Annotated in this window: 22 protein-coding genes; 12 read left to right on the forward strand and 10 right to left on the reverse strand. The window is 65.0% G+C overall.

What is annotated here, in order from left to right; genetic code table 11:
* Nucleotides 1-1,650: a bifunctional aspartate transaminase/aspartate 4-decarboxylase gene (locus QCE88_RS34230; protein ID WP_309909867.1), complete on the forward strand. Its 1,650-nt coding sequence runs from the start codon at nt 1-3 to the stop codon at nt 1,648-1,650.
* A 92-nt stretch (nt 1,651-1,742) separates the two neighbouring features.
* On the opposite strand, the gene QCE88_RS34235 is transcribed toward QCE88_RS34230, so the two are convergent.
* The gene (locus QCE88_RS34235) at nt 1,743-2,906 is read right to left on the reverse strand and encodes a porin (protein ID WP_309909869.1); all 1,164 of its coding nucleotides are present in this window, start codon (nt 2,904-2,906) and stop codon (nt 1,743-1,745) included.
* Nucleotides 2,907-3,148: 242 nt separating this feature from the next.
* On the opposite strand from QCE88_RS34235, the gene QCE88_RS34240 reads away from it, so the two are divergent.
* Nucleotides 3,149-3,517: a nuclear transport factor 2 family protein gene (locus QCE88_RS34240; RefSeq protein WP_309909870.1), complete on the forward strand. Its 369-nt coding sequence runs from the start codon at nt 3,149-3,151 to the stop codon at nt 3,515-3,517.
* Between the two features lie 10 nt (nt 3,518-3,527).
* Here the strand turns inward: QCE88_RS34240 and QCE88_RS34245 are convergent, their stop codons facing one another.
* Both QCE88_RS34245 and QCE88_RS34250 read right to left on the reverse strand, forming a co-directional pair.
* Nucleotides 3,528-4,643, reverse strand: coding sequence for a M14 family metallopeptidase (locus QCE88_RS34245; RefSeq protein ID WP_309909872.1), 1,116 nt, complete (start codon nt 4,641-4,643; stop codon nt 3,528-3,530).
* A gap of 212 nt (nt 4,644-4,855) precedes the next feature.
* Nucleotides 4,856-5,650 carry an ABC transporter substrate-binding protein gene (locus QCE88_RS34250; protein ID WP_309909873.1) on the reverse strand — a complete coding sequence of 265 codons (795 nt, stop codon included), beginning with the start codon at nt 5,648-5,650 and terminating at the stop codon, nt 4,856-4,858.
* 323 nt (nt 5,651-5,973) lie between these two features.
* Between QCE88_RS34250 and QCE88_RS34255 the strand changes: the two genes are divergently transcribed.
* Both QCE88_RS34255 and QCE88_RS34260 read left to right on the forward strand, forming a co-directional pair.
* Nucleotides 5,974-6,615, forward strand: a complete 642-nt coding sequence (locus QCE88_RS34255) for a Vat family streptogramin A O-acetyltransferase (protein WP_409018298.1) — start codon at nt 5,974-5,976, stop codon at nt 6,613-6,615.
* A gap of 108 nt (nt 6,616-6,723) precedes the next feature.
* Nucleotides 6,724-7,620 carry a ferritin-like domain-containing protein gene (locus QCE88_RS34260; protein ID WP_309909875.1) on the forward strand — a complete coding sequence of 299 codons (897 nt, stop codon included), beginning with the start codon at nt 6,724-6,726 and terminating at the stop codon, nt 7,618-7,620.
* 4 nt (nt 7,621-7,624) lie between these two features.
* Here QCE88_RS34260 and QCE88_RS34265 read toward each other — a convergent pair whose 3' ends face one another.
* Nucleotides 7,625-8,356: a helix-turn-helix domain-containing protein gene (locus QCE88_RS34265; protein ID WP_309909876.1), complete on the reverse strand. Its 732-nt coding sequence runs from the start codon at nt 8,354-8,356 to the stop codon at nt 7,625-7,627.
* Between the two features lie 175 nt (nt 8,357-8,531).
* Between QCE88_RS34265 and QCE88_RS34270 the strand changes: the two genes are divergently transcribed.
* The 3 genes from QCE88_RS34270 to QCE88_RS34280 are packed head-to-tail and all read left to right on the forward strand — an operon-like array spanning nt 8,532 to nt 13,381.
* On the forward strand, nt 8,532-9,713 hold the full coding sequence (locus tag QCE88_RS34270; protein ID WP_309909877.1) for an isovaleryl-CoA dehydrogenase: 1,182 nt from the start codon (nt 8,532-8,534) through the stop codon (nt 9,711-9,713).
* A gap of 9 nt (nt 9,714-9,722) precedes the next feature.
* Nucleotides 9,723-11,330, forward strand: coding sequence for a carboxyl transferase domain-containing protein (locus QCE88_RS34275; RefSeq protein ID WP_309909879.1), 1,608 nt, complete (start codon nt 9,723-9,725; stop codon nt 11,328-11,330).
* Between the two features lie 53 nt (nt 11,331-11,383).
* Nucleotides 11,384-13,381: an acetyl/propionyl/methylcrotonyl-CoA carboxylase subunit alpha gene (locus QCE88_RS34280; protein ID WP_309909880.1), complete on the forward strand. Its 1,998-nt coding sequence runs from the start codon at nt 11,384-11,386 to the stop codon at nt 13,379-13,381.
* A 10-nt stretch (nt 13,382-13,391) separates the two neighbouring features.
* Here the strand turns inward: QCE88_RS34280 and QCE88_RS34285 are convergent, their stop codons facing one another.
* Nucleotides 13,392-13,934, reverse strand: a complete 543-nt coding sequence (locus tag QCE88_RS34285; protein ID WP_309909881.1) for an OmpA family protein — start codon at nt 13,932-13,934, stop codon at nt 13,392-13,394.
* A 155-nt stretch (nt 13,935-14,089) separates the two neighbouring features.
* Here QCE88_RS34285 and QCE88_RS34290 point away from each other — a divergent pair, with 155 nt between their 5' ends.
* Entirely contained in the window at nt 14,090-15,175 is a 1,086-nt protein-coding gene (locus QCE88_RS34290) for an AI-2E family transporter (protein ID WP_309909883.1), read from the forward strand.
* Between the two features lie 17 nt (nt 15,176-15,192).
* Here the strand turns inward: QCE88_RS34290 and QCE88_RS34295 are convergent, their stop codons facing one another.
* The 3 genes from QCE88_RS34295 to pcaH all read right to left on the reverse strand — a co-directional run bounded on the left by QCE88_RS34295 (nt 15,193) and on the right by pcaH (nt 16,901).
* Entirely contained in the window at nt 15,193-15,498 is a 306-nt protein-coding gene (locus QCE88_RS34295; RefSeq protein ID WP_309909884.1) for a DUF2288 domain-containing protein, read from the reverse strand.
* Nucleotides 15,499-15,585: 87 nt separating this feature from the next.
* Nucleotides 15,586-16,194 (reverse strand): protocatechuate 3,4-dioxygenase subunit alpha, encoded by a 609-nt coding sequence (gene pcaG / locus QCE88_RS34300; RefSeq protein ID WP_309909885.1) that lies wholly within the window; start codon nt 16,192-16,194, stop codon nt 15,586-15,588.
* Between the two features lie 5 nt (nt 16,195-16,199).
* Nucleotides 16,200-16,901, reverse strand: a complete 702-nt coding sequence (pcaH, locus tag QCE88_RS34305) for a protocatechuate 3,4-dioxygenase subunit beta (protein ID WP_309909886.1) — start codon at nt 16,899-16,901, stop codon at nt 16,200-16,202.
* A 116-nt stretch (nt 16,902-17,017) separates the two neighbouring features.
* Between pcaH and pcaQ the strand changes: the two genes are divergently transcribed.
* Together pcaQ and QCE88_RS34315 are read left to right on the forward strand one after the other, a co-directional pair.
* Nucleotides 17,018-17,956, forward strand: coding sequence for a pca operon transcription factor PcaQ (pcaQ, locus tag QCE88_RS34310; RefSeq protein WP_309909888.1), 939 nt, complete (start codon nt 17,018-17,020; stop codon nt 17,954-17,956).
* A 196-nt stretch (nt 17,957-18,152) separates the two neighbouring features.
* Entirely contained in the window at nt 18,153-18,521 is a 369-nt protein-coding gene (locus tag QCE88_RS34315) for a response regulator (protein WP_309837641.1), read from the forward strand.
* Between the two features lie 23 nt (nt 18,522-18,544).
* Here QCE88_RS34315 and QCE88_RS34320 read toward each other — a convergent pair whose 3' ends face one another.
* A complete protein-coding gene (locus QCE88_RS34320) occupies nt 18,545-19,258 on the reverse strand; it encodes a lysophospholipid acyltransferase family protein (RefSeq protein WP_309837643.1) in 714 nt (237 codons plus the stop codon).
* Between the two features lie 142 nt (nt 19,259-19,400).
* Here QCE88_RS34320 and pip point away from each other — a divergent pair, with 142 nt between their 5' ends.
* Nucleotides 19,401-20,375: a prolyl aminopeptidase gene (pip, locus tag QCE88_RS34325; protein ID WP_309909889.1), complete on the forward strand. Its 975-nt coding sequence runs from the start codon at nt 19,401-19,403 to the stop codon at nt 20,373-20,375.
* Between the two features lie 16 nt (nt 20,376-20,391).
* Here pip and QCE88_RS34330 read toward each other — a convergent pair whose 3' ends face one another.
* Nucleotides 20,392-21,612 carry an EAL domain-containing protein gene (locus tag QCE88_RS34330; protein ID WP_309909890.1) on the reverse strand — a complete coding sequence of 407 codons (1,221 nt, stop codon included), beginning with the start codon at nt 21,610-21,612 and terminating at the stop codon, nt 20,392-20,394.
* Between the two features lie 318 nt (nt 21,613-21,930).
* Here QCE88_RS34330 and QCE88_RS34335 point away from each other — a divergent pair, with 318 nt between their 5' ends.
* Nucleotides 21,931-22,353, forward strand: coding sequence for a hypothetical protein (locus tag QCE88_RS34335; protein ID WP_309819560.1), 423 nt, complete (start codon nt 21,931-21,933; stop codon nt 22,351-22,353).
* The last annotated feature ends 242 nt before the right edge of the window (nt 22,354-22,595 follow it).

Consider the following 22,595-nt stretch of genomic DNA (forward strand, 5'->3'; position numbering starts at 1 on the left):
ATGGCAAAGGCTCCGAAATCCGCTTCCGGCGATCGCGCCGCGATGGCGTCGCTCAGCCCGTTCGAACTCAAGGACGAACTCATCAAGGCGGCCGGCGGCGGCGCGGTGGAGCGTCCCGCGAACCTCGCGATGCTCAACGCGGGCCGCGGCAATCCCAACTTTCTCGCGACCATCCCGCGGCATGGCTTCTGGCAGCTCGGCCTGTTCGCGATGCGCGAGTCGGAGCGCTCGTTCGCGTACATGCCCGAGGGCGTCGGCGGCTTTCCGAAACGCGAGGGTATCGAGGAGCGCTTCGAGATCTTCGCGCGCGAGTTCAGGGACACGCCGGGCATTCCGTTTCTCGCGGGCGTGGTGTCGTATGTGCGCGACCAGCTCGGCCTGAACGCCGCCGACTTTCTCTACGAGATGTGCGAGGGCATTCTCGCGTGCAACTATCCGGTGCCGGACCGCATGCTGAAGTTGTCCGAGATCATCGTCGGGCACTATCTGCGGCGCGAGATGATCGGCAAGCATCCGTTCGTCGGCGACTTCGACATCTTCGCGGTCGAAGGCGGCACGGCCGCGATGACCTACATCTTCAACACGATGCGCGAGAACTTCCTGATCCGTCCGGGCGACACCATTGCGCTCGGCTCGCCGATCTTCACGCCGTACATCGAGATCCCGCGTCTCAACGACTTCCGGCTCAACGTGATCAACCTGGATGCCGATGTCGCGCAGGGCTGGCAATACTCGAAGAAGGAACTCGACAAGCTGCGCGATCCGAAGGTGAAGGCATTCTTCCTCGTCAATCCGAGCAACCCGCCTTCCGTGAAGATCGATACGTCGAGCCTCGAATACATCGCCGAGATCGTGAAGGAGCGGCCCGACCTGATCCTCCTGACCGACGATGTCTACGGCACCTTCGCCGACGACTTCGTCTCGCTGTTCGCGCTGTGCCCGGAGAACACGATCCTCGTGTACTCATATTCGAAGTATTTCGGCGCGACCGGCTGGCGGCTCGGCACGATCGCGACGCACCGGACCAACGTGCTCGACCGGCAACTCGCGGCATTGCCGAAGGAGCAGAAGGCCGAATTGCACGAACGCTACGAGTCGATCACCACGGAACCCGAGAAGCTCAAGTTCATCGACCGTCTCGTCGCCGACAGCCGCACGGTCGCGCTGAATCACACGGCGGGGCTGTCCACGCCGCAGCAGGTGCAGATGGTGTTGTTCTCGCTGTTCTCGTTGATGGACACGCCGGACGCGTACAAGAACGCGCTGAAGCGGCTGATCCGCAGCCGCAAGGCGGCGCTGTATCGCGAGATCGGCATTGCGCTGGAGAAGGAGGACGCGAACCAGGTCGACTACTACACGATTCTCGACATGGAGTATCTCGGCGAGCGCCGGCATGGCCGCGCGCTGGTGGACTGGGTGATCGCGAACACCGAGCCGTCGGAGATTCTCTTCCGGCTGGCGAAGGACGCGCGCGTCGTGCTGTTGCCGGGGCGCGGCTTCGGCACGCAGCATCCGTCGGGGCGCGTGTCGCTCGCCAATCTCAACGAGAGCGACTACATGGCGATCGGCCGCGCCATCCGCAAGCTGATGGACGAGTACATCGAGCGCTTCAATGCGCAGGCGGGCAAGAAGGGCGACAAGAAGAAGTGATGCCGTCGCGCACGCCTGAAACGAAAAAAACGGGCCGTACAGGCCCGTTTTCCTTGCTCTGCCGGACCTGAAGTCCGGCGTCGCAGTGATGCTTAGAACTTGTGGCGGATGCCGACGCGGAACGCCAGCTGATCGTTCTCGCCCACACCCGACGTGCCGAAGTAGCTCGTCGCCGAACCGATCTGCGCCTGCACGTCGTTCGTGCCGTTGCGGCCCGAAGCCTTCTGGTAGATGCCGAGCACGTACACGTCGGTACGCTTCGACAGCGCGTAGTCGACCGACGCGTCGAACTGGTGCCAGTGGCCCTTGGCGTTGTCCGTCAGGTTCATGTACGAGTAGCCGAGGCCAGCCGTCAGCGCCGACGTGAAGGCATACTTGCCGCCGATGTCGAACGCGTTGAACTTCGAGCTCGCGCCGGTGACCGGTTCGAAGCGCGTGTTGGTCCACAGGCCGAAGATCGTCGCTGCGCCGAGCGCGTAGTTCGCGCCGATGCCGAACGTGCGCAGATCCTTGATGTTGGCTTGCGTGATGTTCGCGATGTTGGTCGAGAACGCCGGCGTGGACGAGCCCGGGTAGTGGATGTCTGTGTAAGCCGCGCCGATGCCGAGCGGGCCCGCCTTGTAGTTCAGGCCGAAGCTGTAGGCGCGCGACGAACCGGCCGTCGTGCCGACCGTCGGCGAGCCGGCGAAGGCGCCAGCCGCGTTCGAGAAGCCGTACATGGCGCCGAACGTCACGCCGTAGAAGCTGGCGCTGCTGAACTTGACCGAGTTGTTGATGCGGCTCGAGGTCAGCTGGTCGACGTCGTTGATGTGGTAAGCGTAGTTGCCCGCGACGGTCTGGCCGCCGATCGAGTACGCGCCGCCGAGGTAGTCGGTCGAGAACGAGTATTGACGACCGAAGGTCAGTGCGCCGACGTCGTTCTTCGAAATACCGACGAACGCCTGACGGCCGAATTCAGCGCCGCCCTGGCCCAGCGCGCCGGTGCCGCTGTTGAAGCCGTTTTCCAACGTGAAGATCGCCTTCAGGCCGCCACCGAGATCTTCGGAGCCTTTCAGGCCCCAACGGCTGCCTTGCGCCACGCCGTCGTCGTACTTGACGAGCGAGTCGCTGCCGCCGGTGCGTGCTGCGTTGTTCGCGTAGCTGATACCGGCGTCGATGATGCCGTACAGCGTGACGCTGCTTTGTGCGTGGGCGGAGGTGGCGGCGAGGGCGGCAAATGCGGCGAGCGCGGCGGTCGCCAGGATATTCTTCTTCAAAACAAGCTCCGTGAGTTGGTTCGCGGTGTGGTGTTGACGGTGTCAGCGAAATTTCGCGTTCTATATCGACGCTTTGTTGCGACGGGCGCAACTGTAGCGGCCACTAAAGACGAAACTGTGACAGCGCTTTCAACCCACTTTCGGTGTATCTCCGGTGCAACACTACTAGCGGAGGCGTGGCGCTTGTGCATTCACCCCGCGCGATGCGATTCTCACGCTTCAATCCTTTAGCGAGCGACACCATGGACGAGACGGGAATCCGCGAACTGGAAGCGCGCCTGAAGCAGGCGATGATGAAGTCGGACGTGGACGCGCTCGACGCGCTGCTCGCCGACGACCTGAGCTTCGTCGATGCCACCGGCAAGGTCTGGACGAAGGCCGACGACCTGAACGGGCATCGCTATGGGATGCAGCGGATCGAGAAGCTGGAGACGGAAGACGTGCGGGTGCGCGTGTACGGCACGTTCGCGGTGACGGTGACGCGCGTGGCGATTACCGGCACGTTCGGCGGCGCCCCGTTCGCGGGCAGCCTGCGCTACACGCGAACCTGGGGCGAGATCGACGGGAACTGGCGCGTGGTGGCCGCGCAATGCGGCCTCGCGCCGTTTTAGAGAAAGGCGCTCAAGCGGACAGCAAAGACCCCGTCCGATACGCCTTCGCGCCCGCGATGCGCGCCACTTCAAGCCCCGCCGTCGCGAAGCGCACGATGTGGCGCGCGTACATGACGCCCGAGGTCGTGCACTTGAGCGTGGTCACGGTATCGGTGAGCGGATCGATGATATCGGCGACGGGCGTGCCCGCCTCGATGTACTCGCCCACCGGCGCGCGGAACACCAGGATGCCCGACATCGGCGCGACGATCGGCTCCGCGCCCGCAAGCGGCGTGGCCGGATAAGCGAGCGGCGGCAGCTCGGGCACCGGGGCGTCTATCACGCCGCGCCGGATCAGATAATTGACGATGGCCTGCGCGTCCTTGTCCGCGAGTTCATAGGACACGTCGTGCTGGCTGCGCAACTCCACCGTCACCGATACGCCGCCGTTCGGAATCGGGAAACGCTCGCCGTAACGCTGGCGCAGGTCGGACCAGCAGAAGCTGTGAATCTCGTCGAACGGATTGCCCACGGAATTCAGCGCGAGCAACGACGCGCGGGCGTCGAGATAGCGCGCCAGCGGTTCTACCTCTTCCCAGATGTCCGGATTGGTGTAGAGATGCAGCGCGGCGTCGAGGTCGCAGTGCAGGTCGAGCACGACATCGGCGTCGAAGGACAGCTTCTGCAACGCCAGCCGTTGCGATTCGAGTTCGGTGTGCGGCGTCTGCTCATCGAGCGCTTCCCGCATGGCGGCGCGCACGGCCAGCTTGTTGGCCTCGGCGTCCGGGCCGAGACGCGCCTCGATGCGCGGCGCGATCAACGCGGCGAGATCGTGAAAATTGCGGTTGAAGTTGTGGCCGCTGTTGGTTTCGAAACGGCCCATCAGCGTGCCGTGCAAATGCTGCGACAGGCCGATCGGATTCGGCACCGGCACGATCACCACTTCGCCGCGCAGCTTGCCGGCGGCTTCGAATTCGGCCAACTGGCGACGCAGACGCCACGCGACCAGCATGCCGGGCAGTTCGTCGGCGTGCAGCGAGGACTGGATGTAGATTTTCTGGCCGCCGCCGGGGCCGTAGTGAAAACTGGTGATGGTGCGGGTCGTGCCGAGGGACGGCGAGATCAGGGAGTGGGTTCGGGTTTGCATAGGGGTCGCGCGCACGCGAATGCGTGCTTCTTGCCTCGGATAGTTGCGGGGCGCCGCGGTGTCTCCTTCCGCTGGCGTCTTACCGGACGTTCGATCTTAGCCGAAATCACTGCGGCGGGCGCCCGGACAGCGGCGTCCACAAGGGATGATGCAAACGAAACGGGCTCCGTGCCGTGGCGGCGCGGAGCCCGTTTCGAGGGAGGCGGGACGGCTTAGCTGCCGTACACGTTGAAGTCGAAGTACTTCTTCTCGATCTTCTTGTAGGTGCCGTCCTTGATGATGTCGGCGATGGCCTTGTCGATCTTCGTCTTCAGGTCGGTGTCTTCCTTGCGCAGGCCGATGCCGGCGCCGTTGCCGAGCGTCTTCGGATCGTCCAGGTCCTTGCCCGCGAAGTCAAAGCCTGCGCCGCGCGGCGTCTTCAGGAAGCCGATTTCGGCCTGCACTGCGTCTTGCAGCGCGGCGTCGAGGCGGCCCGACGTCAGGTCGGCATAGACCTGATCCTGGTTCTGGTACGGCGTGACCGTCACGCCCTTCGGCGCCCAGTAGGTCTTCGCGTAGGTTTCCTGGATCGTGCCCTGTTCCACGCCGACGTTCTTGCCCTTCAGGCCTTCAGCTGTCGGCATGATGTTGCTGCCTTTCTTCGCGACCAGGCGCGTGGGCGTGTTGAACAGCTTGCTCGAGAAGGCGATCTGCTCGGCGCGTTGCGGGGTCATCGACATCGACGAGAGCACGCCGTCGAACTTCTTCGCCTTGAGAGCGGGGATCATGCCGTCGAAGTCATTCTCGACCCACACGCATTTGGCCTTGAGGCGCGAGCAGATCTCGTTGCCGAGATCGATATCGAAACCGACCAGCTTGCCGTCGGAACCCTTGGATTCGAACGGGGGATAGCTGGCGTCGACACCGAAGCGGATCGTCGAATAGTCCTTCGCCTGCGCGGCGGTGACGGCGGTGAGCGACGTGGCGGCGAGAAGGGACATCGTCAGTGCCGCGAGCAGTTTCTTCACTGTTGTAACTCCAGAAGGTGGTCGGTTCTACCCGGAAGGTCTCGTTTCCAGGCGTCCGGCGCGTGGTTGGGGCGCCGGAACAGGTGCATTCCGCGGATCGTGTCCGCTCAGAATCGGCAGAAGGTTACCAAGCCAAAAATGTTGGGGAGCTAGTGAAAGCCCCGATAGCGGGACCTTTAGAGCGTTCCCTCGTGCGGCTCGCCGGCCGTAATTATCACGCCGGGGCATTTCAATGGGCCTGGCGGGACCGGATCTCGAAAAAGCGCGCGCTAGAATCGGGCGGCCGGCCGCCGGCGCTCCGCTTCCCCTTTGCAGACTTCCCCATGAATGGACCGAATCCGCAAGACCCGCATCCGATGGAAGGCTTTCCGCAGATCTGCTACCTCCGGAACACGGTATTGAACCCGAATATCGTGATCGGGGACTACACGTATTACGACGACCCGGAAGACTCCGAGAACTTCGAGCGCAACGTTCTCTATCACTTTCCTTTCATCGGCGACAGGCTGGTGATCGGCAAGTTCTGCGCGCTTGCGCGCGGCGTGCGCTTCGTCATGAACGGTGCGAACCACAAGCTTTCCGGCATCTCGACCTACCCGTTTCACATATTCGGCCATGGCTGGGAGCAGGCAGCGCCCGCGCCCGCCGACTTGCCTTTCAAGAGCGACACGGTGATCGGCAACGACGTCTGGCTTGGCTACGAGGCGCTGATCATGCCGGGCGTCAGCATCGGGAATGGAGCGATCGTGGCGGCCCGCTCGGTCGTAACTGGCGATGTGCCGCCGTCTGCGATCGTCGGCGGCAATCCGGCGCGGATCATCCGCATGCGTTTCCCGGCCGAGACGGTGGCGAAGCTCGAAGCCCTGGCATGGTGGGACTGGACGATCGAGAAAGTGACGCGCCATCTGAAGCTGATCGTGACCGGCGACGTCGATGCCTTGAGCGCCTGCGCTGCTTCGGACTAGCGGCAGGGCGCCTCCCGATGGGCCCTCCCTGAGCGCCACTTACTGCATGTTTGCGTTCTGTATGCCAAACTCCGCAGGACGTACCCGGGCCGCGACCAATCTTCGAATATGTCCGACACGCTCAACCCAGTCGAAGCAGATCATGCGATGCGCCACTGGACCTACCGGTCCACGGGGAAAATTCCGATCGGTTCGGACCTGCACAAGCGCATGTTCTGCGAAATGCTCCTGACCACGCACAACCCGTACAAGCCCGCCGTCATCGACTGGCCGCCGCTCGACCCCGGCGCCCTGAAGCGCGTGACCTCGCTCCCTATTTGGGACATCGCCGTGCAAACGGAAGGGCGCGCATCGATTCGCGTCGCCACCTACGCGGCCACGGTCGCGGATGCGCATCTGCGCGAAGCGCTGCGCATGAACGGCGGCGAGGAGGCGCGTCACAAGCTGGTGCTGTCGAAACTGGTGGAGGCGTATGGCATCGCACTCGCGCCGGAACCGCCGTATCCCGCCCCCGCCGATCCCTTACGCGCCTGGATGCTGACTGGCTACAGCGAATGCATCGACAGTTTCTTCGCGTTCGGGCTGTTCGAGGCGGCGCGGCAATCGGGCTACTTTCCCGAAGCGCTGGTCGAGACCTTCGAGCCGGTGATTCAGGAAGAAGCGCGTCACATCCTGTTCTTCGCCAACTGGGTGGCGTGGTACCGGCGCAGCCTGCCGTGGTATCGCAAGCCGTGGTTCCTGGCAAAGACTGCGAGCGTGTGGATCTCGCTGATCCGCGACCGCATTTCCCTCGCGCGCGGGTTCGACACGAGCGGCGCCGCGCAGGACGCGAACTTCCCGGCGAATGTCGGCGATTCGGTGGCGGGCAATGTTTCGGTGCGCGCGTTGATTGAAACGTGTCTGAAGGAAAACGACCGCCGCATGGGCGGTTACGACGCGCGGCTGCTGCGTCCCGTCACCGTGCCGAAGCTCGCGCGCCTCGCGCTGCGCTTCATCCGCTCCTAAGGCCTCACGCTTCCCGCTTAGGCTGCGCGGCGGCCTCGAAGCGCCGCGAGGCTTCCTCGACCTCCTGCCGGAAGCGCACCAGCGCCGCCACCTGCGTGTGCGGCGGCTGCAGCGCTGCCCACAAGACTTCCACGAGCTCGTTCGCCGTCGTCTCGATCTGAGCCTGGCTCAAGCGCCGCTTCGCGAGCGTCGCATCCCACAGAACGTGCTCCATCGGGCCGAACACGAGCGAGCGCAACAGCCGCAGCGGCATGTCGCTGCGCACGTGGCCGAGCGCCTGGCCGTGCGCGAGCACGTCCATCAGCGGGGCGGTATAACGGCGCTGCAATTCCGTGAGCGCGTCTGACAGATCGTGCTGCTTGGTGCGCCCCTCCGAGAGCACCAGCGAGCAGAGCCCGGTGCCGTTCATCAGCATGAGCCGCATGTGCGTCCGGACGATGAACGCAAACTGCTGATGCACCGTGCCGTCGCGCGGCAGGCCGGTTTCGAAGGCATCGATGATCTCGTCGTACCAGTCGGCGATCACGCGCGCGCACAACTCCCGCTTGCCACTGAAATAGCTGAAGACCGTGGCCTCGGAAATGCCCGCACGCTGCGCGATCTCCGCGCTGGTCGCGGCGTCATAACCCTTCTCGGCGAAGACTTCGCGGCCGGCCTGAAGAATCTCCTTCACGCGCTGCTGCGACTTGATGCCCGCGGGCGCGCGGCGGCCGGAAGCGGTGGTATGCGTCGACATGATCGGAATGCAGCCCTGAAACGTCTCGAATAAATGTGAGCGTAGCTCAAAAACCTGTTGACGGCCAGCCAATTTGAGCGTGAAATTGCCCAATCCAGCGGTTTCCGTCGTAGTGTGAGCCAGACTCATAACGCGGTAGCCGCCGAAAACATCCGTATTCACGAGGAGACGCTTCATGAGCAACCTGCCCGGTCTGAATTTCGCGTTGGGCGAAGACATCGACATGCTGCGCGATTCGCTCGCCCATTTCGCGGCGAAGGAAATCGCCCCGCGCGCCGGCGAGATCGACCATTCGGATCAGTTTCCGATGGACCTGTGGAAGAAATTCGGCGACCTGGGCGTGCTCGGCATGACGGTGTCCGAGGAATACGGCGGCGCGAACATGGGCTACGTCGCCCACATGGTGGCCATGGAGGAAATCTCGCGGGCATCGGCGTCGGTGGGCTTGTCGTATGGCGCGCATTCGAATCTGTGCGTGAACCAGATTCATCGCAACGGCACCGAGACGCAGAAGCAGAAGTACCTGCCGAAGCTCGTCTCCGGCGAGCATATCGGCGCACTCGCGATGAGCGAGCCGAACGCGGGCTCGGACGTCGTCAGCATGAAACTGCGCGCCGAGGAAAAGGGCGACCATTACGTGCTGAACGGCACGAAGATGTGGATCACCAACGGCCCCGACTGCGACACGCTGGTCGTCTATGCAAAGACCGACATCGAAGCGGGCGCGCGCGGCATCACGGCGTTCATCGTCGAGAAGGGCATGAAGGGGTTTTCGGTCGCGCAGAAACTCGACAAGCTGGGCATGCGCGGCTCGCACACCGGCGAACTCGTGTTCGAGAACGTGGAAGTGCCGAAGGAAAACATTCTCGGGCAGCTGAACGGCGGCACCAAGGTGCTGATGAGCGGTCTCGACTACGAACGCGCCGTGCTCGCGGGTGGCCCGACCGGCATCATGCTCGCGTGCATGGACGCGGTGGTGCCGTATATCCACGACCGCAAGCAGTTCGGCCAGGCGATCGGCGAATTCCAGCTGATCCAGGGCAAGGTCGCCGACATGTATTCGACGCTGCAAGCATGCCGCGCGTATCTCTACGCGGTCGGCCGTCAGCTCGACACGCTCGGCGCCGGTCACGTGCGCCAGGTGCGCAAGGACTGCGCGGGCGTGATCCTCTATACCGCTGAAAAAGCCACGTGGATGGCCGGCGAAGCCATCCAGGTTCTCGGCGGCAACGGCTATATCAACGAGTATCCGGTGGGCCGTCTGTGGCGCGACGCCAAGCTCTATGAAATCGGCGCGGGCACGAGTGAGATCCGCCGCATGCTGATCGGCCGCGAACTGTTTGCTGAAACGGCTTGAGGGCGCGACATGACGATCATCGAATCGAAGCTGAATCCGCGCGGCGAGGAGTTTCGCGCCAATGTGCAGGCGCTCGACGCGCTCGTCGCCGACCTGAAGGCAAAGGTCGCGAAACTCGCGGAAGGCGGCGGGCAAGCTGCGCGTGACCGCCACGTGTCGCGCAACAAGCTGCTGCCGCGCGACCGTATCGCCCAGTTGCTCGATCCGGGCACGCCGTTCCTGGAGTTGTCGCAACTGGCCGCCTACGGCATGTACGACGACGAAGCGCCGGGCGCGGGCATCATCACGGGCATCGGGCGCATCGCGGGGCAGGAATGCGTGATCGTGTGCAACGACGCCACCGTCAAGGGCGGCACCTACTATCCCGTCACGGTGAAGAAGCATTTGCGCGCACAGGAAATCGCCGAGCAGAACCGGCTGCCGTGCGTGTATCTGGTCGATTCGGGTGGCGCGAACCTGCCGAATCAGGACGACGTATTCCCCGACCGCGATCACTTCGGCCGCATCTTCTACAACCAGGCGAACCTGTCGGCGCAAGGCATTGCGCAGATCGCGGTGGTCATGGGTTCGTGTACCGCGGGCGGCGCCTACGTGCCCGCGATGTCCGATGAATCGATCATCGTGAAGAACCAGGGCACGATTTTTCTGGGCGGCCCGCCGCTCGTGAAGGCGGCGACCGGCGAGGAAGTGAGCGCCGAGGATCTCGGCGGCGGTGATGTCCACACGCGCCTGTCAGGCGTCGTGGACCATCTCGCGCAGAACGATGCGCATGCGCTCGGCATCGCGCGCAGCATCGTCGGCAATCTGAATCGCGTGAAGACGCCCACGCTCGCGCTGAAGGAACCGCAGCCGCCGCGCTACGACCAGCAGAGCGTCTACGGCGTGATTCCCGCCGACACCCGCAAGCCCTTCGATGTGCGCGAAGTGATCGCACGCATCGTCGACGACTCCGCCTTCGACGAATTCAAGGCCCGCTACGGCACCACGCTCGTCTGCGGTTTCGCGCATGTGTGGGGGCATCCGGTCGGCATCGTTGCGAACAACGGCATTCTGTTCAGCGAGTCGGCGCTGAAGGGCGCGCATTTCATCGAACTGTGCGCGCAGCGCAAGATTCCGCTCGTGTTCCTGCAGAACATCACCGGCTTCATGGTCGGGCGCAAGTACGAGAACGAAGGCATCGCGCGCAATGGCGCGAAGATGGTGACGGCCGTCGCCACGGCGAAGGTGCCGAAGTTCACGATCATCATCGGCGGCTCGTTCGGCGCGGGCAACTACGGCATGTGCGGCCGCGCGTATTCGCCGCGCTTCCTGTGGATGTGGCCGAATGCGCGCATCTCGGTGATGGGCGGCGAGCAGGCGGCGTCGGTGCTGGCCACGGTGCGGCGCGACGGCATCGAGAAGAAGGGCGGCGCGTGGTCGAAGGAAGAGGAAGAAGCGTTCAAGGCGCCGATCCGCGATCAATACGAAGTGCAAGGCCATCCGTACTATGCGAGCGCGCGTCTATGGGACGACGGCGTGATCGATCCCGCGCAGACGCGCGACGTGCTGGGCCTCGGGTTGGCCGCGACGCTGAACGCGCCCATCGAAGACACGCGCTTCGGCGTATTCCGGATGTGACGACAGGAGTTGGCGCTTTAGCGCCTTACTCCTGTCCTCTGCAGAGCAAAGACATGTTCAACAAAATACTGATTGCAAATCGTGGCGAGATCGCCTGCCGTGTCGCGGCCACTGCGAAGCGGATGAACATCGGCAGCGTTGCCGTGTATTCGGATGCGGACGCGAAGGCCAAGCATGTCGATGTCTGCGACGAAGCCGTGCATGTGGGCGGCGCGGCGGCATCGGAGAGTTATCTGCGCATCGAGCGCATCGTCGCGGCCGCGAAGGCCACCGGTGCGCAGGCCATTCATCCGGGCTACGGCTTCCTCTCGGAGAACGAGGACTTTGCCAACGCGTGTGAACAGGCTGGTTTGGTGTTCATCGGACCGCCCGTCGATGCGATCCGCGCGATGGGTTCCAAGGCAGCGGCCAAGGCGCTGATGCAGTCCGCTGCGGTGCCGCTCGTGCCGGGCTATCACGGCGACGACCAGGACCCCGCGCTGTTGCAGCGCGAGGCGGACGGCATCGGCTATCCGGTGTTGCTGAAGGCAAGCGCGGGCGGCGGCGGCAAGGGCATGCGCGTGGTCGAACGCAGCGCGGACTTCGCGGCGGCGCTGGCGTCGTGCAAGCGCGAGGCGGCGTCGAGCTTCGGCAATGATCGCGTGCTGATCGAGAAGTATCTGCAGCGTCCGCGTCACGTCGAAGTGCAGGTGTTCGCCGACCAGCATGGCCACGCGGTGTATCTGTTCGACCGCGACTGTTCCGTGCAGCGCCGCCATCAGAAAGTGCTGGAAGAAGCCCCGGCGCCAGGCCTCGCCGATGAAACCCGCCGCGCGATGGGCGAAGCCGCAGTCGCGGCGGCCCGCGCGGTGGACTACGTCGGCGCGGGCACGGTCGAGTTCATCATGACGCAGGACGGCCAGTTCTACTTCATGGAGATGAACACGCGCCTGCAAGTGGAACATCCGGTGACCGAGATGGTGACCGGGCTGGACCTCGTCGAATGGCAGTTGCGCGTGGCGGCGGGCGAGCCGCTGCCGCTCGCTCAGGATCAGCTGAAGGTGCATGGACACGCCATCGAGGCGCGCATCTATGCAGAGAATCCCTCGCGCGGCTTCCTGCCGTCGACGGGCACGCTCAAGCACCTGAGCATGCCGCAGGCGGTGGAATTTTCCATCGACGGCGACGTGCGCGTGGACAGCGGCGTGCGTCGTGACGACGCGATCACGCCGTTCTACGACCCGATGATCGCGAAGCTCATCGTGCATGGCCGCGACCGTCGCGATGCGCTCGCCCGCATGGCGCGCGCGCTGGCGCAATGCGAGATCGTCGGGTTGTCGACCAATGTCGAATTCCTGTTGCGCATCGTGCAGAGCGAGCCGTTCAGCACGGGCGAACTGGACACGGGCCTGATCGAGCGGCATCACGACGCGCTGTTCGCGCCGTCGAAAGTGTCGCGCAAGCATGCGCTGGCGCTCGCCTGCGCGGCGCTGCTCACCCGCGAGGGCGGCGAGGCGCACGGCCATTCGCCGTGGGATGCGCTGTCGCACTGGCGCATGGCGGGCGGCTATAGCCAGGACCTGAACTGGCGCGCAGCGGACACCGACGAAACGCTGAAGGTGATCTTTACGAAGTCCGGCGACAAGCGCCTGCAACTCAACGGCGAACAGGCGCGCTTCGACTGGTCGCACAGCGGCGACACATCGTTCGCGGTGCAACTGGACGACGCGCTCATCAAGGGCCACGTCTTCACCGACGGCGACCTGTTCCACGTCTTCCACGAAGGCGCGGCCATGCAGTTCGAGTGGCAGAACCTGATGGCCCACGCGGGCGATGTCGAGCAGGAAGGGCGGCTCACCGCGCCGATGCCCGGCAAGGTGATCGCGGTGCTGGTTGAGCCGGGGGCGCGGGTGGAGAAGGGCGCGCCGCTGATCGTGATGGAAGCGATGAAGATGGAGCACACCATCGTCGCACCTGGACCGGGCACGATCGGCGAGATTCTGTTCGCAGTGGGCGATCAGGTCGCGGACGGTTCGCAGCTCCTGGTGCTGGAAGCGGCGCAGGCGGCCTGAAACCCGAAAGCTAGCGCCGGCCGCGGGCGGGCGTGCCGAGCAGCGTGGTTTCGCTCTCGGTGCGCACCAGGATCTCCACGCGCCGGTTCAGCGCGCGGCCCTGCACGGTGTCGTTGCCGGCGATGGGCCGCAGCCAGGCCGCGCCTTTGGTCGTGATGCGCTGGGCCGGCACGCCGCGCTGGATCAGCGCCTGCGCCACCGCTTGCGCGCGCGCTTCGGACAGATTGCGGTTGTAGCCGAGCGAGCCCTGGTTGTCAGTGTGCCCTTCGATCAGCACGGGCCGCATGCTGCGCTTCAGCACGACGGCGACGCGATCCAGCAGCGGCGACTGTCCCGCGCGAATGTCGACTTCGTCGGTATCGAACAGCGGCGCCTCGGGCAGCCGGATCTCGACGCCGCCCTTCACGGGAAGCGTGGTGATGCCGTAGCGCGCATTGACCTCGTCTTCCTTCGACCGGTTAAGCTTGGTCGAGCAGCCGGCCAGCAGCGCGAGCGCCACGCACGCCGAAGCCGTGACCCGCAGCGTCATTCCCTGTGGGATCTTTCCCGTCATTGAACCTTCCCTGCATCGATGCCGAGCTTCGATTATAGGGAGAGCGGCGCGTTGCTCCGTAAAGGAATGCGCCGGACACGCGCTCGTGCGTGCGTGATTACAATGAACGGGGACGATTTCCCCCTTCTTCGCACCACCACGAGGCCCCCGTTTTCATGCCCATTCAGCCGCGCAACGACCCGACGCCGGATTCATCCGGACGCACCTTCAAGATGCAGCGCACGGCCTCGGCGGTGCTGTACGCGGTTCTCGTGCTGGTGGCGCTGTACACGGCGCGCACCTTCATTCCGGCGGTCGTGTGGGCGGCGGTGATCGCCATCGCGCTCTGGCCGGCGTTCGGCTGGCTCGAACGAAGGCCGTTCTTCAGGGCCCATCACATCGTGCTCGCCGTGTGCCTGACAGCGGCCATCGGCCTGCTGTTCGTGGTGCCGTTCTTCGTGGTCGCGGCGCAGACCATCAACGAGGCGCACGACATGCTGCACTGGTTCCACGATGTCCTGCGCACCGGTTTCCCGATGCCCGCCTTCGTCGAGCATCTGCCGATGAGCAGCCAGATCTCGCGCTGGTGGCAGGAAAACCTCGCGACGCCGCTCGATGCGTCGCCGGCCGTCAAGAATCTGCACAGCGCCACTGTGGTCGCGATGACCCGTCATTTCGGCGGGCGCGTGGTGCATGGTTTCGTCATCTTCGGCTTCATGCTGATGACGCTGTTTTTCGTGTTCCAGGCGGGGTCGAAGCTGGGCCAGCAACTGCTCTCGGGCTCGCGCCGCGCATTCGGCGCCGAGGGTGCGGCGATCGTGCGGCGCATGGCCGAATCGGTGCGCAGCACCGTGGTCGGACTCGTGGTCGTGGGGCTGGGCGAGGGCGCGCTGCTGGGTGTCGCATACATGGTGACGGGCGTGCCGCATGCGAGTCTGCTCGGCATGCTCACCGCCGTCGCGGCGATGCTGCCGTTCTGCGCGCCGATCGTCTTTCTCGGCTCGGCGCTGTGGCTGCTCGCGCAGGGCTCGACGGTCGCGGCCATCTGCGTCGCCGTGTTCGGGCTGATCGTGGTGTTCGTGGCGGAGCACTTCGTGCGGCCGGTGCTGATCGGCGGGTCGGCGCGGCTGCCGTTCCTGCTCGTGCTGTTCGGGATTCTCGGCGGCGCGGAGACCTTCGGGCTGATTGGCCTGTTCATCGGCCCGGCGCTGATGACGATCCTCGTCGTGCTGTGGACCGATTATGTGGTGGAGCGGCGCTAGCGGTCTGAGCGTGTGACTCAGCCGCGTTCCTGCACACAGACCCACGGCGAGGTCACGACTGCCCACAATTCGGGGTCGCGCGCGGCGAGATCGGCGGCGGTTTCGGCCTGCATGCGCTCGACAAGCCCGGCCGAGAGCCATTGCGTGACCTGGCGGGTGTCGTCATTGGCCACGGCTTCCGCGACGCTCACCAGGTCGAGATCGCCCTTGACCCAGATGAGCTTGCCCTGCGCGAAGAAGCGTTCGAGTTCGGACCAGCCGATCTGGGCGGTTTCACTGAGAAGTCGGGCGTAGAGCGGGCTGGGGGTGGAGGCGTCGGACATGATGTGAGGCGGGGAAAAAACGGAAAGGCGTCCGACACTATAGCGTAGTGCCGGACGCCTTTTGTTCGCGCTTCTGTCGCGAAAGCCTTACAGATCGAAGAACACCGTCTCGTTCGGCCCGCGCAGATGGATGTCGAAGCGATAGATGCTGCCCGACGATCCCGGCTTCGCGGCCGGGCCCGTCTCGCGCTTCGCGATCAGCGTATGGCGGCGCTCGGCGGGCACGCTCTGCAGCACGGCGTCTTTCGCGTTGGCGTCGGCTTCGTCCTCGAAGTAGATGCGCGTGTACGTATGCAGCAGCATGCCGCGCATCAGCACGATCACGTCCAGATGCGGCGCGGAATCGTCGGCGGTCTTGCCGGGCTTCACCGTATCGACGATGAAGCGCAGCTTCGGATCCGTGCCCGTGCCCACGCGGGCAAAACCGCGGAAGCCCGACTCGCGCGCTTCCTGCACGCTCTGCACGTAGCGGCCCGAGGCATCGGCCTGCGCGACTTCGATCAGCGCGTCGTTGACGGCCTTGCCTTCGGCGTCATACACATTGCCGACCACGGCGATGTGCTCGCCCGGCACCTCACGGTCCGCCGCCGATGCGGTGAACAGGCTTTTCAAGTCGAAGTTGTACTGCTCGGGAACCAAGCCGTAGGCGAAGTACGGACCGACGGTCTGCGAAGGGGTTTGCTTGAGCGTGGTCATGGGGTTCACTCCGTCGGCGTCTGGTCGGGGCCGCGCAGCACGATGTCGAATTCGTAGCCGAGCGCGTAGCCTTCCTGCGTGGTGTCGATGGAAAAGCGCGACACGAGACGGTTGCGCGCCTGTTCCGGGATGCCCTGGAAGATCGGGTCCAGTTCCAGCAGCGGGTCGCCGGGGAAGTACATCTGCGTGACGAGACGCGAACCGAAGTACTCGCCGAACAGCGAGAAGTGAATATGGTTCGGGCGCCATGCGTTCGTGTGATTGCCCCACGGATACGCGCCGGGCTTGATCGTCATGAAGCGGTAGCGGCCTTCGTCGTCGGTCAGGCAGCGGCCCGCGCCGAGAAAGTTCGGGTCGAGCGGTGCGTCGTGCTGGTCGGCCTTGTGCACGTAGCGGCCCGCCGCGTTCGCCTGCCACACTTCCACCAGCGTGTTGCGCACGGGGCGGCCGCCCTCGTCGAGCACGCGGCCCGTCACCACGATGCGCTCGCCCAGCGGCGCGCCGTTCTTGGCGGCATTGCGGGTGAGGTCGGCATCGAGCACGCCGAGGTCGTCGGCGCCGTAGACCGGCACGCGGCGATTGCGCAGGTTTTCCTTCAGCGGCACCAGCGGCAGCCCGGGGCTGCGCAGCACCGACGACTTGTAGCCCGGCGACAGATACGGCGGATGGGATTCCCAGTCGCGCGGCGTAAGGATGGGGGAGGTCATTCGACTGTCTCCTGTGATTTTGTGAGGACTGAACCCGGTGTTTCTGACAAGTACTTTATAGAACGTCGCAAGTTATGGAAAATGATGTTTCGTGCCATCTTGCATAACCAATTCTCATGGATACCGACTTCACCAACACGCGCGTCAAGTTCCGGCATCTGCAGTGTTTCCTGGCCGTCACGCAACTCGGCAGCGTGCAGCGCGCCGCCGACAGTCTTTCGATCACCCAGCCGGCGGTGTCGAAGACCATCGGGGAGCTGGAATCCATGCTGGGCGTGCGTTTGTTCGAGCGCGGCCGGCGCGGCGCGGTTCCGACCCGCGAAGGGCGCCTGTTCGCGCCGCATGCGAGCGCGTGCGTGGCGTCGTTGCGGGAGGGCGTCGACATGCTGCTGCGCGAGCGCGGCGACATGCCCGGCTCGCTTTCCATCGGCATCCTGCCGACGGTCGCGCCCGTGCTGCTGTCGCCGGCGCTGCTGTCGTTCCGGCAGCAGTGGCCGGCGGTGTCGCTGTCCGTGTGGACGGATTCCAATGCGCTGCTGCTGGAAAAGCTCAAGGCGGGCGAGGTCGATCTGGTGGTCGGCAGGCTATCGGAGCCAGAGGCCATGCATGGGCTGTCGTTCGAACAGATTTATCGGGAACCCCTGGCGGTGGTCGTGCGGCGCGAACATCCGCTTACGCTGGAGACGCCGTTGACGCCCGCGCTGCTGGCGCGCTTTGCCATCGTCGTGCCGCCGTTCGGCACGCTGATCCGTCAGTCGGCTGAAAGCGTGCTGACCGCGTTCGGCGCGCATGCGCTGACGGCGCTCGTCGAAACGCTGTCGGTGTCGCTCGGACGTTCGCTCGCGATGAACAACGAAGCCGTCTGGTTCGTACCCGCGGGCGCGGTCGAGCAGGACATCGCGCTCGGGCTGCTGGCCGCCTTGCCGATGCCGTTCGCCGGCACCGACGAGCCGATCGGCTTGATCCGCCGCAATGACGCTGCGCGCACGCCGGTGGAGGAGACGCTGGTCGATGCGCTGCGGGAAGCGGGCAGGGGGCGTGCCGGGAGCAAATGACCGGCGGACGCGAGCGGCGCGCAAGTTGCTGAAGGAGCATTTACCGCGCAGATTTCGCGCGAAAGAAATACTATGACGATAGGGTGAAGGAACGGCGCGGCTGCAACGAATGCAGGCCGCGACGGTCAGAAGCAGATTCCGCCCGCGTCATGGTTTCCACCGTTTGACCGCATCGTACCCAGAACATGTTCGCAAGATGAAGACTGTACTGCTCGTCGACGACGATCCCGCCACCATCGAAGCCTGGACCCTCTGCATGCAGGGCGAGGACTGCACCGTGTTATGCGCATTCGACGGCAATGGCGCCCTGGCGATACTCGGCGAGCAGCAAGTGGACATCGTCGTCTCCGACTGGATGATGCCGGGCCTGGGCGGCGCGCTGCTCTGCCAGACGATGAAGAACGACACGGCGTTCGCGCATATCCCTTTCCTGATGATTTCGGGTCATCCGAATCCGCCGGCGTTTGTCAGCTACGACGGCTACCTGCGCAAGCCCGTCGACATGGAAACGCTGCTTTCCGCCGTCAACCGGCTGTGCGCCGCGAAGAAGCGGCCGCTTTACTGACGCCTTACTGCCTTGTTTGAATGCTAGCGCAGGATGGCCAGCGCTTCGTCCATCTGGGTCTGCGCGAGGCGGTTCAGTTGCTGCGGGATCTCGCAGTCGAGCGGCAGACACGGCGTGACGATCACGCGGATATGTCCGCCACGGTCCGGCCAGCCTTTCGCGGGCCATACCTTGCCGGCGTCGTGGACCACCGGCACGACCGGCACCCTCGCCGCGCAGGCGAGCCGCACGCCGCCCGAGGCCAGCTTGAGCGGCGCATCGTGCGCGACGCGCGTGCCTTCGGGGAAGATCACCACCGAGTCGCCCTTCTTCAGCCGCACGGCGGATTCGCGCGTCACCGCGCCGTGCGCTTGACGGATCGAGCCGCGATCGAGGCTCACCATGTCGAGCCCGCGCAGCACCCAGCCGAAGAACGGAATGTTCATGAGCTCGTGCTTGAACACGAAGCTGATGCGGCGCGGGAACAGCGCCATGAAGGACAGCGTCTCCCATGTCGATTCATGTCGCGACAGGATGATGCACGGTCCGGCCGGCAGGTGCTCCAGACCTTCGATGGAACAGGTGACGCCGGTGATGACGCGCATCATCGCGACCATGGCGCGGCACCAGAGCCGGGCAAGCCGGTAACGCCCGTTACGGCCCACGAAGGGAAACAGCGGCAGGATCAGGATCGACCAGACGATGCCGCTGCCGAGCAGATAGGTGGCGAACAGCCACTTGACGAGGGTGCGGCGCATCGGATTCACAAGATGACGGGTGGATGACAGCGAGAGCAAGCCGCAAGCATAGCGTATCGGGGCTGGCGGGCGCGTCCAGCGGCCTCGCGCGAGCGATGCAACAATGGACCCCGGTCAAACCATCACGCAGGAAAGCGAGCTCATGGAAAATCAGGCGCCGAAGGAATTCGACGAAGGCATGCTCGAAGTGGGCGACGGCCATTCGATCTACTGGCGGGCACAAGGTCCGCGCGACGCGCCGGTGATGCTCGTCGTGCATGGCGGCCCCGGCGGCGCGATGAATCTCAAATGGGCGGACGTGCTGGAGCCGGATGCGTGGCGCGTCGTGTTCTTCGACCAGCGCGGCTGCGGCAAATCCACGCCGTTCGGCAAGCTGGAGCACAACGGCATCGAGGCGCTCGTCGGCGACATGGAAAAACTGCGCGAGGCGTTGCAGATCGAGCGCTGGGCGCTGTTCGGCGGCTCGTGGGGCACGACGCTCGCGCTGGCCTATGGCGTCGCGCATCCCGAACGCTGTCTCGGCTTCCTGTTGCGCGGGATCTTCCTGGCGCGGCGCGAGGACATCGACTGGTTCCTGTGGGACGTGCGCCGCGTCTTCCCGGACGCGCATCGCGCCTTTCTCGACGCCATCGAGACGGCCAGCGGCAAGCGGCCCGCCAGCGCGCCGGAGATCCTGCAACTGACCGAGGCGCCGCTTGCGCGCTTCGACGAAGTCGGCACGCAGCTCGCGCGCGCGTGGACCCGCTACGAAACCACGCTGTCGGTGGTGAACAAGCCCGAGAAGGAACCGGCGGACGAAGCGAAGCGGCCGAGCGCCGAAGCCAATGCCGCGGCGATTTCGATGGCCCTGCTGGAGCGTCACTACATGGCGCACGAACTGCCGCCGGCGCCGCTGCTGCCGTTGGTCGCACGCATCGCGCATCTGCCTTGCCGGATCGTGCACGGACGCTTCGACATGGTGTGTCCGGCCGACCAGGCGAGCGCGCTCTCGGCTCACTGGCCCGGCGCGCACCTGGCGATCGTGGACGCGGCGGGGCACTGGACTTTCGAAAAAGGGAATGTTGCGGCGCTGCGCGAGGGAGCTTCGGCGCTCGCTGGTGCGATCAAGAAGACCTGATGCGGCGAGACGGCGCTCAGAGAATCGCGGGCGCGCCCTCGATCAGCCGCCGCCAGTCGAGATCCGCGCCGATCACGACGGGCTTCGAAGCGCGCTTCGTCGCGATGGTGAGCGTCACGCACAGCGAGGTGCCCGTCACGGAGAGATACGGCGCGCTCGTGATGACCTGCTGCGGATTGGCGTGGGCATCGACGAAATACGGCCGGTTGTCCCAGCGGCCTGTCGCCGGGTCGGCGATCGGCGCGAAACGTTCGCTCGGCGTCTTCGCGGCGGAGCCGGCCAGCCCCGGCGTGAATTCGCGGCCCGCCTGATCCAGGAAGAAGCAGCTGAGCGTGCAGGGCAAGGCGAGCAGGTCGGCGCAGGCGCTGTGCGTCGTGGCGCCGGCGGCGAAGCGCTCGGCCGCCTGCAACAGGCCCGCACGATACGGCAGCACCAGCAGATCGCCCGCCAGCCGCTCGGCGCGGCGCATGTGCGCAAGCTGGTCGAACACGTCCTCGAAGAGCGGCATGGCCGCACCGCGCGCGGCGAGTTGCGCGGCGGGCAGCCCGAACAGATAGCCCTGCACGAAGTCGACATTCGAGCGCGCGGCGAGCATCAGATCCTCGCCGGTCTCGATGCCCTCCGCCACCACGAACATGCCCGACTCGTGCAGCAGATCGACGAGCTTCGGCATCAGCGCGTCGCGCATGTGGGCGCTCTTCGCGCGCACGAGGCTGCGGTCGAGCTTGACGATGTCCGGCCTGAGCGTCAGCAGCCGGTCGATGTTGGAATGGCCCGCGCCGAAGTCATCGACCGCGACGAGGAAGCCCTGCGCGCGAAACGCGTGAGTCGCACGCGCGATCTCGGCGACATCGGTGCCGCCGGATTCGAGCACCTCGATCACGAGCCGCTCCGGCGTGAGGCCCGCGGCGCGCGTGGCCGCGGCGAGCCGTGCGGCATAGCCGGGATCGGTGAACGTCGCCGGATTGATATTGAGAAAGAGCCATTGCGCGGGCGGCAGCAGCGGTGCGGCGTGGCGCAGATGCGTGACGTGGCTCATGCGGTCGAGTTGGGTCAGCGTGCCCGCAACGATCGCCCGCCCGAACAGATCGAATGGACCGATCAGCGCGCCATCGCCGGCATCGCCCCGCAGCAGTGCCTCATAGCCGACCTCGCGCTGATGCGGCAGGCTGTAGATCGGCTGCAGGTGCGTGCGCAGCGTGATGCCATCGACGATTTCCGTCTGTGCGGTTGCCACGTTCAGACGGCGGAGGCCGGCGTTGCCGGCGCGACGGCCGGGTTCGGCTCAAGGGACGCGCGCGCCGTCGGACGAACGCAGAGAATGGCAGACAGGTCGATGAACAACACGGCAGTCACGCGTTTTCGTGGGGATGTGGGCAATATCGGCTGATCGTGCTCAAACTTGAGCAGCGGCCGTCCGGGCGGCTTGACCGCGCGCCCGGATTGCCGCCCCGGCCGCCGCGACCTATCTTTGTTGATGCAGCGGTATGATCCGGCTGCAACTTCTGCCGCGTGCCGCTCGTCGAACGCTGCAACGAACCCTAGAGAGAGACTGATGGCGCAACAAAAAACCAATCCGAAACTCGAGCAGGCGCTGACCCGCGGCGATCTCGCGATCCGTCAGGCCAACTCGGGCCGCGCCACCGCGGTGCTTCGCGCACTCGGCAAGATGATCGTCGAGGCGTCGGCGACGATTGGCGTCGAGGCGCACGTCGTCATTCACGACGGCGACAAGATCTACGATCCCGCCGACGGCGTCTGGCCGCAGCAATTGCTGATTTCGCTCGATGGCCCGGTCGAGGAAAACGATCCGGACGAAATCCGCACCGTGACCTTGCTCGCCGATACCCCGGCCACGATTTTCCGCTGCGAATGGCAACGCGCCGACGGCAATCTCGGCCGCCAGGAAGGCAAGCCGCTCGCAATGGTCGCGTTCATCACCGACGTGGATATTCCCTGGCTCGACGAAGACGACTGATTTTTGCGGGTTGTTTTGTTGTGATTCACACGGCCGACATGATTATGTCGTGCCGAAGGCGGACGTCTCGAGTTTGAGCGTCCGCCTTTTGTTTGTTCATTCCATTCCGGGTGAATCCGGATTTTCTCCATTTATGCCGTTTCGCAGGATATGCGAAGCGACGCATACAGCAAACGTTACCGTGTCGCCTTTCTCCAGTGTTTTCCAGTATTTACGATGTCCTCCGAAAAGGTTTTTCGAAC

The organism is Caballeronia sp. LZ035, assembly GCF_031451175.1.
GTDB lineage: Bacteria > Pseudomonadota > Gammaproteobacteria > Burkholderiales > Burkholderiaceae > Caballeronia.